Source organism: Blastococcus sp. TML/C7B (assembly GCF_016612845.1).
Lineage (GTDB): Bacteria > Actinomycetota > Actinomycetes > Mycobacteriales > Geodermatophilaceae > Blastococcus.
Genome location: NZ_JAEOAA010000002.1, coordinates 1,216,397 through 1,232,134 on the forward strand (window position 1 = coordinate 1,216,397; position 15,738 = coordinate 1,232,134).

Sequence of the window (15,738 nt, forward strand, 5' to 3'; positions counted from 1 at the left end):
GTCAGGCGGGGCGGCGGTCGGGGTGCACCCAGCCGATGGCGGGCGCGACGTGCTCGACGACGTTCTGCAGCAGCCGGGCGTTGTAGTCGACGCCCAGCATGTTCGGCACGGTGATCAGCAGGCTGTCGGCCTCGCGGACGGCGGCGTCCTTGGCCAGCTCCTCGGCGAGCTGGTCGGGCTCACCGACGTAGCTCTTGCCGAAGCGGGCGCGGACACCCTCGAGGACGCCGACCTGGTCCTCGCCGCTGTCGCCGCCGAAGTACTGCCGGTCCAGGTCGCTGACGACCGGGACCACGCTGCGGCTCACCGACACCCTCGGCTCGCGCTCCCAGCCGGCCTCGCGCCAGGTGCTGCGGAACCGGGCGATCTGCTCGGCCTGGAGCTCGTCGAAGGGGACGCCGGTGTCCTCGACCAGCAGCGTGGAGCTCATCAGGTTCATCCCCTGCCGCGCGGTCCACTCGGCGGTGGCACGGGTACCCGACCCCCACCAGATGCGGTCGGCCAGGCCCGGCGACTGCGGCAGCACGGGCAGCTGCCCGGCCCGCCCACCGGTCATCTTCGGATCGGCGTCCACGACCGGCTGCCCGGAGATCGCGGCCAGGAACAGCGCCGTCTTCTGCCGGGCGAGGTCGGCGTCGGTGCTGCCGGGGCCGGGCACGTAACCGAAGGCCTCCGAGCCGCGCAGCGCCGTCTCCGGCGATCCGCGGCTCACGCCGAGCTGGAGCCGGCCGTCGCTGAGCAGGTCGGTCGCGGCGGCCTCCTCGGCCATGTACAGCGGGTTCTCGTAGCGCATGTCGATGACGCCGGTGCCCAGCTCGATGCGCGAGGTGCGGGCGGCCATGGCGACCAGGAGCGGGAACGGCGAGGCCAGCTGGCGGGCGAAGTGGTGCACCCGCACGTAGGCGCCGTCCAGCCCGATCTCCTCGGCGGCGACCGCCAGCTCGACGCTCTGCACCAGCGCGTCCCGACCGGTGCGCACCTGCGACCCCGGGATGGGCTGCCAGTGCCCGAAGGACAGAAATCCGATCCGCTTCTCCACGCCGTCCTCAGCGCCGACGCGGCCCACCGTGTTCCCGGGATGACGGGCACGGGATGACCGGGGCCGGCCGGGACGTTCCGCCTCCGAGCGACCGCATCGGGCGGTCCTGGTGGGAGGGGATCCCATGCGCGCCACCGTGAACGGCACCGTCGTCGCCGAGGCCCCGGAGTCCGAGCTCGTCCGGATCGAGGGCAACTGGTACTTCCCGCCGTCCGCGGTGGTCGACGGAGCGCTCGCGAAGAGCCCGACCGCCTACACCTGCCCGTGGAAGGGCGCCGCGCAGTACTGGGACGTCGTCACCCCCTCCGGCACGGCCTCGGACGGCGCCTGGAGCTACCCCGACCTCTTCCCGTCGGCCGTGGAGCGGGTGGGCACGGACTTCGCCGGCTATGTCGCGTTCTCGCCCGGGGTCACCGTCGGGGACTGACGCACGACCCACGTCCCGGCCGTCGCGCCGACGCGGCCCGGGACGCGGCCGTGCACCACCACCTGCCGGAGGACGCGGGCGAGCTTCGGCAAGTACTGCCGGACAACCCCGACTTTCTCACGCACCGTGACGGCACGATCACGACTCTCCGTGCACGAGTTCCGTCACTTACCGCTGGCCATGCGTGACCCTTCTCCGGTGAGCCTCCCCGCCAACGAGACGCCGCGGCAGCCCGCCGGCACTCCCGACGCGGCGACCCGGCAGCGCATGCGTGCCATCGACACGCTCCTCGCCGACCGCGGCCAGCTGTTCCAGGCGCTGTTCATGTCCGCGCCGATCGCCAAGGCGCTGGTCGACCTCGACGGTCACGTGCTGGTCGCCAACCCGGTGATGTGCGCCCTGACCGGCCGCAGCGCCGACGAGCTCTCCGGCCGGCACGTCGACCTCCTGGCCCACCCCGACGACCCCCCGGTCGGCGACCTGGGGATCGAGCCGGCGCCCGGTGAGCCGCCGCTGGACCCGAACCTGCTCCTCGACGGCGAGCGCCGGCTGCGCCGCTCCGACGGCACCGAGCTGTGGGTCGTGCAGGCCCACGAGGTGGTCCGGCACAACAACGGCGTCCCGCAGTTCGTCGTCCTCTCGCTGGTCGACGTCACCGACCGCCGCCGCGCCGAGGACGACCTCGTCCGCCGGGCGTTCACCGACCCGCTGACCGGGCTGCCCAACCGCCGCGCGCTCACCGACAGGCTGCGGCACGCGGTCGCGCTCTCCCGCCGCCGCGGCCTGCAGGTCGGGCTGGTGCACCTCAACCTCGACCGCTTCCGCGCGGTCAACGACACCCTCGGCCACGAGGCCGGCGACATGCTGCTCAGCCAGGTCGCCGACCGGCTGCGCTGGAGCACCCGCGTCGAGGACACCGCCGTCCGGCTCGGGGCCGACGAGTTCCTCGTCGTCGCCGAGGACGTCGAGGACCTCGAGGGCCTGCGCGCGCTGGCCGAGCGGCTGCTCAGCGTGCTCGACGAGCCCTTCGTCGTCCTCGACCGCGAGATCACCCTCTCGGCCAGCGTCGGGCTGACCCTGGGCTCCGACCTCACCCCCGACGACCTGCTGCGCCAGGCGCAGAGCGCGCTGAACCGGGCCAAGGTCGACGGCAGCCGCGCCCGCGTCGAGGTGCACGAGGGCGCCCTCAGCGACAGCGACGTCGACGCCCTCCAACTCGAGGTCGACCTGCGGCACGCGCTCGACAACGACGAGCTGCGGCTGTTCTACCAGCCGATCGTGCACCTGGCCGACGAGTCGCTGCTCGGCTACGAGGCGCTCATCCGCTGGCAGCACCCCACCCGCGGGCTGCTCCCGCCGGGCGCCTTCCTGGACGCCGCGGAGAACAACCGGCTCACCTCCAAGCTCGGCGCGTGGGTGCTCCGCCGCGCCTGCCACGACGCCGCCACCTGGCCCGACGACCTGCGGGTGCACGTCAACGTGTCGGCGCGGCACCTGGCCGAGGACGGCTTCAGCGAGCTCGTCGCCGCCGCCCTCGAGGAGTCCGGGCTGGCGCCGGAGCGGCTGGAGCTGGAGATCACCGAGTCGACGGCGCTGTTCGCCGCCGAGGCCACGCTGCACTCCGTCGCCGTCGTCACCGACCAGGGCGTGACCCTGGCCCTCGACGACTTCGGCACCGGTTACTCGGCGATCACCGCCCTGCACCGGCTGCCGATCCACACGCTGAAGATCGACCGCTCGTTCGTCGCCGACGTCGTCGCCGAGCCCGCGACCGCGGCGCTGGTGCAGGGTCTGCTCCAGCTCGGCCGCGGCATGGGCCTCCAGGTCATCGCCGAGGGCATCGAGGACCTCGACCAGGCCGCCTGGCTGCTCGACCACGGCTGCGCCATGGCCCAGGGCTACGCCTTCGGCCGGCCCGCGCCGCTGCCGAGCCCGGCCGCGGTGCTCATCGGCGAGGTCACCGACACCCCGGCGGAGGACGTCGCCGGCGCGCTGCTGCCCGACGCCCTGGAGACGCCGATCGTGCCGCAGCAGCGGTCGGCCGACGTCGACCCGCCGCGCCGCGTCGTGCTCGCGACGGACGACACCGGGAAGTTCGGCCTGTTCGACGAGTTCGCCGAGGACCCCGAGGACTGATCCCTAGGGGCGGGGCAGCGCGAGCGGCACGGGGCGCTTGGGCTCGCGCCCGTCCCCGGACGAGGTGCCGCGCAGCCGCCGGCCGATCCACGGGCCGACGTACCCGCGCACCCAGGCGGCCTCCTCGGCGACCGCCACGCGGAACGCGCGCGGTGGCTGCGGGGACAGCGGCGTCCGCCAGCCGTCGTCGCCGACCGGCACGCCGAGCGCGGCCGCCGCGGCCAGGCCCATGCGGCGGTGCCCCTCGGTGGTGAGGTGGATGCGGTCGGCGTCCCACAGCCGGGAGTCCTGGATCCAGCCCGCGCCCCACTGGTCGAGGACGGCGGCGCCGGTGCGGGCGGCGATCGACCAGATGTCGGCGTTGAAGACGGCGATCCTGCCGCGCGCCCGGCGCAGGATCGGGGTGTTGCGGGTGTCGACGCCGGTGGCCAGCAGCACGTCGGCGCCGGCCGACCGGAAGCGGACGACGGCCGCCTCGAGGGTCGCGGCCAGCTCGTCGGGATCGGCACCCGGGCGCATCAGGTCGTTGCCGCCGGCGACGATGCTGACCAGGTCCGGCCGGGCCTCCAGCGCGACGGGCACCTGCTCCTCGACGACCTGGCGCAGCAGCCGGCCGCGGATCGCCAGGTTGGCGTACTCGACGTCGACCCCGGTCGCGGCGGCCAGGTGCCCGGCGAGCAGGTCGGCCCAGCCGCGGTAGTGGTCGGGGCGCTCCGGATCGGCGTCGTTCAGCCCCTCGGTGAAGGAGTCGCCGAGTGCGATGTAGCGCTGCCAGGGGGCGGCGGAGGCGGTGAACTGCACGTTCCCCACTCCACCACGGGCGGCGGCGGGACGGTCCGGCGGACCGGCGTGCCGTCGGGCACAGCGCGCGTGAACGCGAGGTGAGGATCCCGGGTCGATCGCGTTGCCGACCGGCAGCGCGGCTCGGCACCGGTCACCATGCCCGCATGCGCATCGACGTCGCCGCCTCGCTCTCCCTCTCCTCCCCCGCCCCGGCGACCGCGCTGCTGCAGGTCGCGGTGCCCACCCCCGTCACCGAGCAGCTCACCGTCGTCTCCGGTGGCACGTTCCTGGAGCCGGAGGAGGTCGAGGTCGACGGCGCGCGCGTGCACCGGCTCGACCTCCGGGACGGCGCCACGACGATCACCTACTCGGCGTCGGTCGAGGACGGCGGCGCACCGCGCCGGGTGACCCCGGCCGACTGGGCCATCGCGCTGCGCCCCAGCCGCTACTGCCCGTCGGACCAGCTGGAGGGGTTCGCGCACCGCGAGTTCGACGCGACCCTGCCGCGGGCCGAGCTGGTCTCCGCCGTCGCCGCCTGGGTGCACCGGCGGCTGACCTACACCGCCGGGTCCAGCCGGCCGGTGGACACCGCCGTCGACACGCTGCTGACCGGTCAGGGCGTGTGCCGCGACTACGCGCACCTGACGATCACGCTGCTGCGCGCGCTGGAGGTCCCGGCCCGGCTGGTCGCCGTCTACGCACCCGGCCTGCAGCCGATGGACTTCCACGCCGTCGTCGAGGCCGACGTCGACGGCACCTGGTGCGTGGTCGACGCGACCCGGCTCGCCCCGACCCGCTCGCTGGTCCGCATCTGCGCCGGCCGGGACGCCGCCGACACCGCCTTCCTCACCACGCTCGGCGGCGTCGCCCGGTTCGAGGGCATGACCGTCACCGCGACCACCGCCGGCGAGCTGCCCGCCCCCGACGACACCCCGTTCCCCCTGCCCTGAGGGGCAGAAATGGCCATTTCTGCCCCTCGAGCGGGTCGATGCGGCGACGTGTCGACAGGTCGACCAGTCGCCGTCTCGATCAGTCGCCGTCGCGATCAGTCGCCGTCGCGCCAGGTCTCCAGCAGGCGGAGCCAGATCTCGCTGATCGTCGGGTAGGACGGGACGGCGTGCCAGAGCCGGGCGATCGGCACCTCGCCGACGACGGCGACCGTCGCCGCGTGCAGCAGCTCGGCGACGCCGGGACCGATGAACGTCACCCCGAGCAGCACCTCGCGCTCGGTGTCGACGACGGCGATCGCCGTGCCGGTGTAGCCGTCGGCGAACACCGAGGCCCCGGCGATGCTGCCGATCGGGTACTCCAGCACCCGGTGCGGCAGCCCCTGCTCGGCGGCCTGCGCGGCGGTGCGGCCGACGGCCGCGACCTGCGGAGAGGTGAAGACCACCGAGGGCGTGGCCGCGTGATCGGCGGTCGCGGCGGTCGCCGACCACGGGGCGCCGTCCGCCTGCTCGCCGCGGGCGCGGGCGACGATCGCCGCCGCGGCCTGGCGGGCCTGGTACTTGCCCATGTGCGTGAGCAGCTGACGGCCGTTGGCGTCGCCGACGCCGTACAACCAGGGCCGCCCCTCGACCTGCAACGTGTCGTCGACCGGCAGGTACTCCCCCGGCTCCAGGCCCACGGTGTCCAGCCCGATGTCGCCGGTGCGCGCGGCCCGGCCGATCGCGACCAGCACCTCGTCGCCGCGGACCTCGCCGTCCGACGTCGTGAGCACCACCTCGTCACCGTCGCGGCGGGCGGCGGTGGACGTCGACGCCGAAGCGCACGTCGACGCCCAGGTCGCGCAGGGAGGCGGCGACGGCGTCGCCCGCCTGCGGCTCCGAGCGGGGCAGCAGCCGGTCCCCGCGCTGCAGCAGCGTGACCTGCGCGCCCAGCGCCTGCCAGGCCGTGGCCATCTCGCACCCGACGTAGCCGCCGCCCAGGACCAGCAGCCGGCCCGGCGCCTCCTTCGCGCTCGTCGCGTCCCGCGGGCCCCAGGGCCGGACGTCGGACAGCCCCTCGACCGGCGGCAGCCTGCCCACCGATCCGGTGCACACGGCGACGGCGTGCCGGGCGGTCAGCCGCGTCTCGCGGCCCGCGGCATCGGTGACGACGACCGTGCGCTCCCCGGCCAGCCGCCCGGTGCCGCGCAGCAGGTCGATGCCGGCGCCCTCGACCCAGCTCACCTGGCTCGAGTCGTCCCAGTCGTGGGTGAACGAGTTCCGCCGGGCGAGGGTCGCGGCGACGTCCTGCTCGCCGGTCACCGCCTGCGCCGCGCCGTCGACCGCCCGCGCCTCGGCGAGCACCTCGGTGCCGCGCAGCAGCGTCTTGCTGGGCATGCAGGCCCAGTAGGAGCACTCGCCGCCGACCAGCTCGCTCTCCACCAGGACCGCGGAGAGGCCCCCGCGGACGACGACGTCGGCGACGTTCTCGCCCGTCGACCCGGCTCCGAGGACGACGACGTCGTACGTGCGCTCCTGGCTGCTCATGCCCCCGATCCTCTCCGTGTGGTCGACTGGCCGCCATGCCGATCGACGCCGCGGAGTACGCCACCGCCCTGGGCCAGTACGCCGCGGGGGTGTGCCTGCTGACCGTCCGCGACGGCATCGACGACGTCGGGACGACGGTCAGCTCGGTGACGAGCGTGTCGGCCCGCCCGCCGCTGGTCGCGGTCGGCCTGACCGCGGCGGGCTACCCGGCCGAGGTGCTCGAGGAGGTCGGCAGCTGCGCGCTGACCGTGCTCGCGGCGCCGCACGCGATCGTCGCACCTCCCGCTTCGCCTCGGCGGGCCGGCCCAGCGCCCGGCACCTGCTGGAGGCGGTGCCGTGGACCCGGGCCCCGGGCAGCGACGCGATCGTCCTGGCCGGCGGGCTCACCGCGCTGGACTGCCGGCTGGACCGGCTGGTCGAGGCCGGCGACCACGTGCTCGCCCTGCTGGAGGTCGTCGAGGTGCTGCCCGGCGACCCGGCCGCTGTGCCGCTGCTGCGCCACCGCGGCCGCTACGTCGACCCCACGGGCGCGGCGGCCGGCAGGGGCTGATCCGGGGTCCGGCACGGCAGACTGGGCACCCGCTGTCACATTCCGGGTCCCGGCGGTGCTCCCTGGGCATGGACCTCGTGCGGCAGCCCCTGACGGCGCTCGCCGGGCCGGCCGCGCCCGTGGGCGCGATCGGGCGGATCGGAGGAGGTAGGGACGGCGTGCCGGTGCCCGGTTCCTCCGCGCGCGGTGGCCTGCGCGCCGACCTGGACGTCGTGTTCCGCCGGGAGTACCCGCGGGTGGTCGCCGTGGCCGCCCGCGTGCTCGGCTCGCGCGACTCGGCGGAGGACGTCGCCCAGGAGGTGTTCCTCGCCTTCAACCGCTCCGCGGTGCCGGCCGGCGAGGCGACCGGCTGGCTGTCCGTGGCCGCGGCGCACACCGCGCTGAACCTGATCCGCTCCGGCCGCCGGCGGGCCACCCACGAGGGCTCCGCCGCCGCGACCGCACCGACCGCCGTCCCCGACGTCGCCGACGACGTCGTGACCCTCGAGGAGCGCGGCCGCGTGCGCGCCGCGCTCGCCCGGCTGCCCCGCAAGCAGGCCGTCGCCCTGGTGCTGCGGCACAGCGGGCTGAGCTACGCCGAGGTGGCCGCGGCCCTGGACCTGTCCCCCGGCAGCGTCGGCACGACCGTGCGACGCGCCGAATCCGCCCTGCGCGAGGAGTTGACCCGTCATGCGTCATCCCACTGACGGCGCGCTGCGCCGGCTCGTCGACGAGCCGGCCGGCGTGGCCGAGACCGACCGGCGGCACGTCGCCGGCTGCACCCGGTGCCTCACCGAGCTGGCCGCCGTCCGCGAGGACGCCGCCCTGGTCGGGACCGCGCTCACCGCCCCGGCCGGGGTGGACGTGCCCGCCGCCTGGGCCCGGCTGTCGTCCGCGGCGGCCGCCCCCGCCCGCGTCCCGGCTCCGGCCAGCGGCTCCGCTCCCGCCCGACGGGGCCGGTTCGGCGAGCTGGTCCGCCGCCCCGCCGTCGCCGCCCTCGCCGTCGGCGTCGTCCTCGCCGGGGCCGGCACCGCGGCCGCCAACGACTGGTTGCCGATCTTCCGCACCCAGGAGGTCGCCGCGGTGGGCCTCACCGGCGCCGACCTCGTCGCGCTGCCCGACCTGGAGGCCTACGGCACCGTGGAGCTGACCGGCGAGGACGACCTGCACCCGGTCGCCGACGCCGCGGCCGCCGCGGCGGAGAGCGGGCTGGACGTGCCGGAGGTCGACGCGCTGCCCGCCGGCGTCACCGGCGAGCCGGTCCACCAGGTGGGCGGTCAGGTCACCGCCACCTTCACCTTCTCCGCGCAGCGCGCCGCGCAGGCCGCTGCCGCGGCCGGTGAGCCGCTGCCGACCCCGCCGCCGGGGCTCGACGGCAGCTCGGTGCGGCTCGTCGCCGGCCCCGGCGTCGCCCAGGTGTGGAGCACCTCGACCGGCGCCCCCGGGCTGGTCGTCGGCCGCGCCGTCGCGCCGACGGCGTTGTCCTCGGGCATCCCGTTCGAGACGGTCCGCGACTACCTGCTCGAGCTCCCCGGCCTGCCCGACGACGTCGCGGCGCAGCTGGAGGCGTTCACCGCCGACGGGTCGACGCTCCCGCTGCCGGTGCCGTCGGACTACGTCACCACCGCCACCGAGGACGTGGCCGGCGAGCGCGCGACCGTGCTCACCACCCGCGACCGCACGCTGGCCGCCGTCGTCTGGGTCGCCGACGGCGAGCTGACCGTGGTGGCCGGGCCGCTGGACGCCGACGAGGTCCTCGCCGTCGCGCGGGGGCTCCGCTGAGCGCCCCGGCCGGCGACGCGGCGCTCCGGGCCTCGGCGCAGCTGGTCGCCGACCTCCCGCCGCCGGCCGCCGCCTGGTGCACCGGCCTGCGCAAGCGCTACGGCCGGCGCACCGCCGTGGACGGGGTCGGCCTGGAGGTCGGCCGCGGCGAGGTCGTCGGGCTGCTCGGGCCCAACGGCGCGGGCAAGACCACCGTCATCAAGATGCTGCTCGGGCTGGTGCGGCCCGACGCCGGCGAGGTGGTGCTGCTCGGCCAGCCCGCCGGCGACCCGGCCGCCCGCGCCCGCGTCGGCTACCTGCCCGAGCTGTTCCGCTACCAGCCGTGGCTCAGCGCCGCCGAGGTGCTGGAGCTGCACGTCCGGCTCTCCGGCGCCGCGGTGAGCGCCGACGAGCGGCGCGACGTGCTGGCCCTCGTCGGGCTCGCCGAGCGCGCCCGGGACCGGGTCGGGGGGTTCTCCAAGGGCATGCAGCAGCGGCTGGGCCTCGCCGTCGCGCTGGTGGCCCGGCCGGAGCTCGTCGTCCTCGACGAGCCGACCAGCGCGCTGGACCCGCTCGGCCGGGTGGACGTGCGCGACATCGTGCTGTCGCTCAAGGCTCGCGGCGTCGCCGTGCTGCTCAACTCGCACCTGATCGGCGAGGTCGAGCGGGTCTGCGACCGGGTGGTCATCCTCGACCGCGGCCGGGTGGCGGCCTCGGGCACGCTGACCGAGCTGCTCGGTCAGCACGAGGTGCGGCTGCACCTCACCGGGCTGCCGGCCACGGGCGAGGCCCGGCTGGCGGCCGCCGGGCGGGTGGAGCGGGAGGGCGACTGGTTCACCGTCGCCTTCCCCGCCGACGACGACACGACCGTGCCCGACCTGGTCCGGGACCTGGTCGGGCTGGGCGTGCGGGTGCACGCCGTCGAGCCCGGGCGGATCAGCCTGGAGGAACGCCTGCTCGGCATCCTCCGCGACGGCGCCGAGGAGACACGCGTGAACCGCGTCGCGCTCACCATCGCCGGGCTGACGCTGCGCGAGGCCACCCGGCGGCGGGTGCTGATGGCGCTCGCCGTCCTCACCGTGGTGCTGCTGGCGCTCAGCGGCTGGGGCTTCTCGCGCTTCGCCGCGGAGTCCGGCGGCACGCTGACCAGCGGCGAGGCGCGGCTGACCGCCTCGATCCTGCTCAACCTCGTGATGTTCGGCTACAGCCTCATCGCCGCGCTGGGGACGGCGTTCCTCGCCGGGCCGACGCTGTCCGGCGAGACCGAGTCCGGCATCGCACTGGCCGTGCTCGCCCGGCCGATCCGGCGCTCGTCGTTCCTGCTCGGCAAGTGGCTGGGGCTCGTGGCGTTCGGCAGCGGCTACGTCACGCTGGCCGGGCTGGCGCAGGTCGTCGTCGTCGGGCTCACGGTGGACTACTGGCCGCCGGAACCGGTCGCCGCCCTGGCGCTGCTGGCCGGGCAGACCGTCGTGCTGCTGACGCTGGCGGTGCTGCTCTCCACCGTCATCTCGCCGATGGCGTCGGGCGTGGTGGCGGTCGGGCTGTTCTGCACCACCTGGGTCGCGGGCGTGGTCGGCGGCATCGGCGCCGCGCTGGACAACGACGCCGTCGCCCGGGTCGGCACGGTGTCGCGCGTGCTGCTGCCCACCGACGGGCTGTGGCGCGGGGCGATGCACGCCTTCCAGGACCCGTCGGCGCTGCTCCAGTTCGGCGGCGCCGACGGTCAGGCGTTCCCGTTCCTCAGCGTCGCCCCGCTGACCCCCGCCTACCTCGCCTGGACCGCGCTCTGGGTGGCGATGGTGTGGGGCCTGGCCGCGGTCTCCTTCGTCCGCCGCGACCTCTGACCGCCCCCTCGGCGCCCACATCGGCGATGTGGGGCTCGTGGGCGGCCCATGGCCCCGAGATCGCCGATGTGGGGGCGGTCGCGGTGCGGCCGGAGGGGCGGAGGTCCCCCTCGACCGCTTCGCGGGCTAGCGTCGGACGCGCTATGAGCGCCCTGCCTGCACCCACCGAGTCCGCCCTGCGCCGCGCGCTCACCCGCGCCGAGCGCGGGGTCCCCCTCGACGCCGTCGAGGCCGAGACGCTGTTGCACGCCCGCGGGCTGGGCGAAGGCGAGCCGCTGGACCGGCTGCTCACCGCGGCCGGGCGGGTGCGCGACGCCGGTCTGGCGTCCGCGGGGCGCCCCGGCGTGGTCACCTACAGCCGCAAGGTCTTCATCCCGCTCACCCACCTGTGCCGCGACCGCTGCCACTACTGCACGTTCGTCACGACGCCGGGTCAGCTGCGCGCCGAGGGCAAGGCGCCCTACCTCTCCCCCGACGAGGTGCTCGACATCGCCCGGGCCGGCGCGGCCATGGGCTGCAAGGAGGCGCTGTTCACCCTCGGGGACCGCCCCGAGGACCGCTGGCCGGTCGCCGCGGAGTGGCTGGAGGCGCACGGCTTCGACTCCACGCTGGGGTACCTGCGGGCCATGGCGATCCGGGTGCTCGAGGAGACCGGCCTGCTGCCGCACCTCAACCCCGGCGTGCTGTCGTGGGAGGAGATCCAGCGGCTCAAGCCGGTCTCGGCCTCGATGGGCATGATGCTGGAGACGACGGCGACGCGGCTCTGGTCGCAGCCCGGTGGCCCGCACTTCGGCTCGCCGGACAAGGAGCCCGCGCTGCGGCTGCGGGTGCTCGAGGACGCCGGGCGCTCGGCCGTCCCGTTCACCACCGGTGTGCTGCTGGGCATCGGCGAGGACTACGCCGAGCGGGTGGACGCCGTCCGCGAGATCCGCGCCAGCGCGCAGCGGCACGGGCACGTGCAGGAGGTCATCGTCCAGAACTTCCGGGCGAAGCCGCGCACCGCGATGCAGGCGCACGACGACCTGGAGCTGCAGGAGTACGTCGCCGCCGTCGCCGTCACCCGGCTGCTGCTCGGCCCCAAGGCGCGGGTGCAGGCGCCGCCGAACCTGTCCGACTCCACCGAGCTGGAGCTGCTGCTGCGCGCCGGCGTCGACGACTGGGGCGGGGTCTCCCCGCTGACGCCCGACCACGTGAACCCCGAGCGGCCCTGGCCGAACATCGACAAGCTGGCCGAGCTCACCGCGGACGCCGGCTTCACCCTGCGCGAGCGGCTCGCCGCCCAGCCGCCGTACGTGCGGCAGCCCGAGCCGTGGCTGGACCCCCGCGTGCGCCCGCACGTCGACGCGCTCGCCGGCCCCGACGGGCTGGCCGTCGAGGGCCGCAACCCGGTCGGCCTGCCGTGGCAGGAGCCGGACGAGGCGTGGACCTCCTCGGGCCGGGTCGACCTGCACGTCGAGGTCGACACCGTGGGCCGGACGGGCGACCGGCGCAGCGACTTCGACGCCGTCTACGGCGACTGGTCCGAGCTGCGCGACCGCACCGAGAGCGCCCGCGACGGGCACTCGACCGCGCTGACCGTGGGCGACCCCGCGGTGCACGCCGCCCTCGCGCATGCCGAGTCCGACCCCGCGGGGCTCTCCGACGCCGAGTACCTGGCGCTGCTCGGTGCCGACGGCGCGGATCTCGAGGCGCTGACCCGGCTGGCCGACGCCGTCCGCAAGGACGTCAACGGCGACGACGTCACCTACGTCGTGAACCGGAACATCAACTTCACCAACGTCTGCTACACCGGGTGCCGGTTCTGCGCGTTCGCCCAGCGGCGCACCGACGCCGACGCGTACACGCTGTCGATGGAGCAGGTCGGTGACCGCGTCGACGAGGCGTGGGCCGCCGGCGCCACCGAGATCTGCATGCAGGGCGGCATCCACCCCGACCTGCCCGGCACCGCCTACTTCGACCTGGCCCGCGAGGTGAAGAAGCGGCAGCCCGGCATCCACCTGCACGCCTTCTCCCCGATGGAGATCGTCAACGGCGCCGCCCGGACCGGGCTCTCCTACCGCGAGTTCCTCACCGAGCTCAAGGCGGCCGGGCTGGACTCGATCCCGGGCACGGCCGCGGAGATCCTCGACGACGACGTCCGCTGGGTGCTGACCAAGGGCAAGCTGCCGACGGCGGCCTGGCTGGAGATCATCGGCACCGCGCACGAGGTGGGCCTGCCGACGACGTCGACGATGATGTACGGCCACGTCGACACCCCCGCGCACTGGGTCGGGCACCTGCGGACACTGGCCGCGCTGCAGGACCGCACCGGCGGGTTCAGCGAGTTCGTGCTGCTGCCGTTCGTGCACCACAACTCGCCGATCTACCTCGCCGGCGTCGCCCGCCCGGGCCCGACCGTGCGGGAGAACCGGGCGATCCACGCGGTCGCGCGGCTGCTTCTGCACGGGCGGATCCCGAACATCCAGACCTCGTGGGTGAAGCTCGCCGACGCCGGCACCAAGGCGGTGCTCCAGGGCGGCGCCAACGACCTCGGCGGCACGCTCATGGAGGAGACGATCAGCCGGATGGCCGGCAGCGAGAACGGCTCGCTCAAGACCATCGCCGAGCTCGAGGCCATGGCCGCCGCGATCGGCCGGCCCGCCCGCCAGCGGACGACGGAGTACGGCACGCCGTCGGCCGAGCGGATCGCGACCGCGCGGTCCGAGGAGGGCCGCGCCCGGCTCACCCTGTCGATCACCCCGCGCTGACCCTCCAGCGAGCACGTGCACCCACGCCCGGTTCTGCGGGCCGGAACCGGGCGTCGGCGCACACGCTCCCGGGTCCGCGGGCGGCCTGACCGGCTGAGCCTGGAGCGTCGCTAGCCTCGGCCCGTGGGTCTCTTCGGAACGTTCACCTGGTCCGACGGCCGGTGGAGCCGGGGCGCCCCGACGGCGGTGCCCTTCCTGCTGGTCGACGTGCACGACAGCCGGATCGCCACCGTCGACCACCGCTGCGCCGACGCGTCCGGCGGCCGGTTCTTCCTCGGCTACGAGCCGCGGATCTACTTCGAGGAGCCCGACGCCTCGGACCCGGTCGACGTCGAGGCCGAGGCCGAGGGCTTCGCCGCGTGGGCGAAGGAGGCCACCGGCACCGAGCTGGATCCGGCCGAGGTCCGGCCGCTGCTCGCCTCCCCCAGCGGCGCGCCGCCCACGGACGAGGCGGTCGAGCTGACCGTCGACCGGCTCGCCGCCCTGGCCGGGCTGCCGCCGGTCGAGTGGCCCACGGAGGCCGACGGCTACGCGAGCTGATCCGCCCGACACGCTCGGGTGGAACCGGGGCGTTCCGGCATCCCGCCTGATCAGGCAGGATGCCCGGCACCGCGCGGCGAGGACGCCGCGCCCGCGAGAGGAGCGCCCGTGGCCGGTTCGGACCGGGTCCCTCCGCGCACGGTCTACCTGTACGTCGTGTGCCTCGCCATGCTCGTGATCGGCGTCCTCGCGGCGGTGGCCCTGGTGCGCAGCGGCCTGGCGCTCGCCTACCCGGACCCTGCGCCCACGTTCAGCTGGACCGCCTACACCCCGCTGGACACGCTGAGCGGCGAGCAGCAGGTGGCGCTGGGATCGGACCTGGAGCGGCGGTCCGCGATCCGGGACGCCGGAACGGCGGGCGCGGCGCTGCTCCTGGCCGGCGGCGTCTTCGCCTTCCACTGGCGGCGGGTGCGGTCGGACGGGTAGGACCGACCCGTGCGCCTCATCTCCTACACCCGGCCCGGCGATCCCGACGTCCTCGAGCTGCTCGAGGCCCCGACTCCGGAACCCGGCCCGGGTGAGGTGCGGGTCCGAATGGCGTTCTCCGGCGTGAACCCGACCGACTGGAAGTCGCGCACCGCGGCGCAGCCCGGACCCGACGGCCAGGTGCCGAACCAGGACGGGTCGGGCACCGTCGACGCCGTCGGCGAGGGCGTGGACCCGGTGCTCGTCGGCGAGCGGGTGTGGATCTGGCTGGCCGCCTGGCAGCGCCGCTGGGGCACCGCCGCGGAGCACATCGTCGTCCCGGCGCGGAACGTCGTCCTCCTCGGCGCGGACCCGTCGTTCGAGCTCGGCGCGGCGCTGGGCATCCCCTTCCTCACCGCGCACCGCTGCCTGACCGTCGCCGAGTCGCTGCCCGACCGGCTCGGCGCCGGCGCCCTGACCGGGCACACCGTGCTGGTGCAGGGCGGTGCCGGCGCGGTCGGCAACGCCGCCATCCAGCTGGCCCGCTGGGCCGGCGCCACCGTGATCACCACCGTCAGCGGCCCGCGCAAGGCCCAGCTTGCCGCGGCTGCCGGCGCCGACCACGTCGTCAACTACCGCGAGCAGGACGTCGTCGCCGAGGTGCGGAAGATCGCGCCGAAGGGCGTGGACGCGATCGTCGAGGTGTCCCCTGCCCGCAACGCCGCCGTCGACGCGCAGGTCATCGGCATGCACGGCGCCGTCGCCATGTACGCGGACGACGGCGGTGCAGAGGTGACCGTGCCGGTGCGGACGCAGATGGGGCCCAACGCCCGCTGGCAGTTCGTGCTGCTCTACACCCAGCCCGAGCGGGCGTCGTCGCTCGGCGTCGAGGACGTCGCCGCGGCGGTCGCCGACGGCGCGGTGCGGGTCGGCGAGCAGGCCGGGCTGCCGCTGCACGTCTTCCCGCTCGCCGAGACGGCCGCGGCGCACCGGGCCGTGCAGGACGGCGTCGTCGGCAAGGTGCTCGTCGACGTCACCGCCTGAGCCCCGGCG

General features: G+C 75.5%; 15 protein-coding genes and 1 pseudogene. 12 read left to right on the forward strand and 4 right to left on the reverse strand.

The genetic code is table 11. The annotated features are described in order from the left end of the window. Position 1: 1 nt before the first annotated feature. Entirely contained in the window at positions 2-1,039 is a 1,038-nt protein-coding gene (locus JKP76_RS18790; protein WP_200492272.1) for an LLM class flavin-dependent oxidoreductase, read from the reverse strand. Positions 1,040-1,163: 124 nt separating this feature from the next. On the opposite strand from JKP76_RS18790, the gene JKP76_RS18795 reads away from it, so the two are divergent. Both JKP76_RS18795 and JKP76_RS18800 read left to right on the forward strand, forming a co-directional pair. After that, positions 1,164-1,466, forward strand: coding sequence for a DUF427 domain-containing protein (locus JKP76_RS18795; RefSeq protein WP_200492273.1), 303 nt, complete (start codon positions 1,164-1,166; stop codon positions 1,464-1,466). Between the two features lie 198 nt (positions 1,467-1,664). Continuing rightward, positions 1,665-3,602 (forward strand): EAL domain-containing protein, encoded by a 1,938-nt coding sequence (locus tag JKP76_RS18800; RefSeq protein ID WP_309233051.1) that lies wholly within the window; start codon positions 1,665-1,667, stop codon positions 3,600-3,602. A gap of 3 nt (positions 3,603-3,605) precedes the next feature. Here the strand turns inward: JKP76_RS18800 and JKP76_RS18805 are convergent, their stop codons facing one another. Further along, positions 3,606-4,403 (reverse strand): SGNH/GDSL hydrolase family protein, encoded by a 798-nt coding sequence (locus JKP76_RS18805; protein WP_200492275.1) that lies wholly within the window; start codon positions 4,401-4,403, stop codon positions 3,606-3,608. A gap of 146 nt (positions 4,404-4,549) precedes the next feature. On the opposite strand from JKP76_RS18805, the gene JKP76_RS18810 reads away from it, so the two are divergent. Beyond that, complete coding sequence (locus JKP76_RS18810) at positions 4,550-5,335, forward strand: transglutaminase family protein (protein ID WP_200492276.1); 786 nt, start codon at positions 4,550-4,552, stop codon at positions 5,333-5,335. 95 nt (positions 5,336-5,430) lie between these two features. On the opposite strand, the gene JKP76_RS21805 is transcribed toward JKP76_RS18810, so the two are convergent. Together JKP76_RS21805 and JKP76_RS21815 are read right to left on the reverse strand one after the other, a co-directional pair. Next, complete coding sequence (locus JKP76_RS21805; protein WP_309233052.1) at positions 5,431-6,108, reverse strand: hypothetical protein; 678 nt, start codon at positions 6,106-6,108, stop codon at positions 5,431-5,433. Positions 6,109-6,112: 4 nt separating this feature from the next. Next, positions 6,113-6,859, reverse strand: coding sequence for an FAD-dependent oxidoreductase (locus JKP76_RS21815; protein WP_242472016.1), 747 nt, complete (start codon positions 6,857-6,859; stop codon positions 6,113-6,115). Positions 6,860-6,894: 35 nt separating this feature from the next. Between JKP76_RS21815 and JKP76_RS22810 the strand changes: the two are divergent. The 9 genes and pseudogenes from JKP76_RS22810 to JKP76_RS18860 form a co-directional block, all read left to right on the forward strand. Continuing rightward, positions 6,895-7,074, forward strand: a pseudogene (locus JKP76_RS22810) (flavin reductase); the annotation flags it as partial. 116 nt (positions 7,075-7,190) lie between these two features. Next, positions 7,191-7,409, forward strand: coding sequence for a flavin reductase (locus tag JKP76_RS22815; protein WP_309233053.1), 219 nt, complete (start codon positions 7,191-7,193; stop codon positions 7,407-7,409). A 68-nt stretch (positions 7,410-7,477) separates the two neighbouring features. After that, the gene (locus JKP76_RS18825; protein ID WP_200492277.1) at positions 7,478-8,095 is read left to right on the forward strand and encodes an RNA polymerase sigma factor; all 618 of its coding nucleotides are present in this window, start codon (positions 7,478-7,480) and stop codon (positions 8,093-8,095) included. Next, positions 8,079-9,170: a hypothetical protein gene (locus tag JKP76_RS18830; RefSeq protein WP_200492278.1), complete on the forward strand. Its 1,092-nt coding sequence runs from the start codon at positions 8,079-8,081 to the stop codon at positions 9,168-9,170. Before JKP76_RS18825 ends, JKP76_RS18830 begins: the two co-directional genes overlap by 17 nt. 116 nt (positions 9,171-9,286) lie before the next feature. Continuing rightward, the gene (locus JKP76_RS21820) at positions 9,287-10,993 is read left to right on the forward strand and encodes an ATP-binding cassette domain-containing protein (protein WP_309233054.1); all 1,707 of its coding nucleotides are present in this window, start codon (positions 9,287-9,289) and stop codon (positions 10,991-10,993) included. 143 nt (positions 10,994-11,136) lie between these two features. Next, positions 11,137-13,740: a bifunctional FO biosynthesis protein CofGH gene (locus tag JKP76_RS18845; protein ID WP_200492279.1), complete on the forward strand. Its 2,604-nt coding sequence runs from the start codon at positions 11,137-11,139 to the stop codon at positions 13,738-13,740. Between the two features lie 123 nt (positions 13,741-13,863). Further along, positions 13,864-14,280 (forward strand): hypothetical protein, encoded by a 417-nt coding sequence (locus tag JKP76_RS18850; protein WP_200492280.1) that lies wholly within the window; start codon positions 13,864-13,866, stop codon positions 14,278-14,280. Between the two features lie 108 nt (positions 14,281-14,388). Next, positions 14,389-14,706 (forward strand): hypothetical protein, encoded by a 318-nt coding sequence (locus JKP76_RS18855; RefSeq protein ID WP_200492281.1) that lies wholly within the window; start codon positions 14,389-14,391, stop codon positions 14,704-14,706. Positions 14,707-14,715: 9 nt separating this feature from the next. Beyond that, complete coding sequence (locus JKP76_RS18860) at positions 14,716-15,729, forward strand: NADPH:quinone reductase (protein WP_200492282.1); 1,014 nt, start codon at positions 14,716-14,718, stop codon at positions 15,727-15,729. The last annotated feature ends 9 nt before the right edge of the window (positions 15,730-15,738 follow it).